Source organism: Yeosuana sp. (genome assembly GCF_057126245.1).
In genome coordinates this window covers 1-2,443 of sequence record NZ_DBNGMQ010000065.1, presented here as the reverse complement: position 1 = coordinate 2,443, position 2,443 = coordinate 1, and the positions used below count along the sequence as shown (strand labels likewise).

Below are 2,443 nucleotides of genomic sequence, written 5' to 3'. Positions count from 1 at the left end.
TCATAGCCAATATCTCCATTTTCGGCCTTTAAAACTTTATAATCATCTGATAATATATCATTTAAATAATCTAAAATATCAATATTATCATCTACAATTAAAATAGAGTAATCCTTTGCATTGATATTTAAATTTTTAACTGAAAGGTCAAGATTTTTCTTATTGTAAGCTTTTATATTATCAGTATTAAGGAAGTTTTCATTTAAAGTGTCTCCATAAAGTTTCGGATTCATTGATAGTTTAATTGTAAACTCGGTTCCAATATTTTTCTCGCTTGTTACTTCAATCGTACCATGATGCAATTCAACAATTTTTTTTGAAAATGTTAAGCCAATTCCACTTCCTACCATTCGCGCTGTATTACCAGATTTTATTTGAAAAAACCTATCAAATATTTTGCTTAAGTATTCACCTTTAATACCTATACCTGAGTCTTTCACAGAGAAAATACAATACTCATTATCTGTATAAACCTTCAAGGTTACGCGATCTTCTGGTTGGCTATATTTTATGGCGTTAGAAAGTAAATTACATAAAACAATTTCCATTTTATTTCTATCAAAAGGAAATAGGATTTCTTCTTCCGAAGTTTTAAACTTATACTTGATATTTTTTCTTTTGGCAGCTTCTTTAAAGTATAAAAATACTTCATTAGAAAATCTAACAAAATTTCCGTTTGAAACGTCTAACTTCAACAAACCATGATCTGCTTTTCTAAAATCTAGTAATTGATTAATCAAGTTTAGCAGTCTACTGGTATTTTTATCAATTAAAGTTAGATTTTTAAAAGCTTTGGGTGATAATTTCTCGTTTTCTATAAGTTCTTTTAAAGGTCCTATAATTAGTGTTAATGGTGACCTAAACTCATGCGAAATATTTGTAAAAAAATTCAACTTAGTTTCAGTTAATTCCATTTCCTTTTCCTTATCTATTTTGGCTATTTCAAGTTTATTTTCTAATTTTAACTTGGTTTTATTTGATCTTATAAAATAATAAACTATTAAAATTAGGGTTATAAGGTATCCTATGATAGCTAGAGGGCTTTTCCATGGAGATGTAAGCATGGCAATCTTTATAGACTTTGGCTTGCTCCAATTTTGATTATCTCGAGAAGCTTCAATATGAAGTAAATAATTACCTGGTGCAAGTCCGGCAAAGTTTATTTCATTACGATCTTGTAAATCAATCCAGGAATTTTGGTATCCTTCTAATTTATAACGGTATTTGATATTAAGTTTCCCTAAAAAATCATTCGCTACGAACGACGTAGAAAAAAAATTATCTTTATGAGTCAATTTGATTTCTTTGGCGTAATTTATATTGTTGTCAAGAATTTTGCTCCCCTTTTCATATTGAATCAGGTTATTGTTTATTCTTAAATCCGTAAAAATTATTTCTGGCACAGCATTAACATCAGTAATATTATTAGGATTAAAAAAAGTAATATTATCAATACCTCCGTAATAAATCTCATCGTTTTTATAATTATAGAAACTTGAATTGTTGAACGATGTCGTTTTTACGCCATTAATACTTCCATAACTGAATAGTGATTTATTTACTTCGTTGTATTTTACAATTTCGGTATGTGTACTAAACCAAATATTTGAGTTTTTATCGAAAGTAACCGCACAAATAAAATCACTATTCAGTCCATTCTCTTTAGTCACTGATTCTAAAAGTGTTAATTTATCATTTCTATAATTAAGCTTAAAAAGTCCACTTGGTGTTGCTAGCCAAATATTATCGCCTTTTATTGAAATTGAATTAATAATAACGCTAGGAAGTTTTTCTTTTAATAGGAAAGATTGATTTATAAACGTCTTTTCTTTTTTATGAAAAAGGTGAATACCATTATAAGAGCCAACCCAAATATTATGATTAAGATCCTCCTGTATTGAGGTTATTCTATTACTCTCTAATTTTCTTTTGCCTTTTGAGTTTTCTGAATAAAAAACATAGGCTTCTCTATTGTTAATACTATCTAATTTAACAATAGCTAAGCCTTGTTGCTGTGATCCAATATATAGATTACGTTCGTTATCAACATAAAAAGATGTGGCTTTGCCTATAATATCAGATTTAAAAATAATTTTTTCTAAGACCAGATCAAAAATAAAAAAACCTCTACCCGTTCCAATAAAAAGTTTTTTATTATACTCATAAAGAGTGTATGTCCGTTCATTACCAATCTCTTTAATTTGCTTTAATTGGGAAAAGTCTTTCCCGTAAAATACGCCGCTAAACACAGTACCTATAAAGAGGGTGTTATCATTTTTGTGAACGGATAATATGTTTAAATGACCTTCTAATTCCGGGTTAACAATTAATCTATCAGCATTTTTAAATCCGTTATCCTCAACCAATCTTACAAGTCCGCCGTTAGCAGTTGCTATCCACATGATATCATTTTTATCTTGATGGATGTCTAATATAATATTGT

General features: G+C 28.4%; 1 protein-coding gene. It reads right to left on the bottom strand.

All coding sequences use genetic code 11. The features are described from left to right. On the bottom strand, positions 1 to 2,443 hold a 2,443-nt coding region (locus AC15TD_RS07935; RefSeq protein ID WP_484451602.1), incomplete at both ends, for a sensor histidine kinase.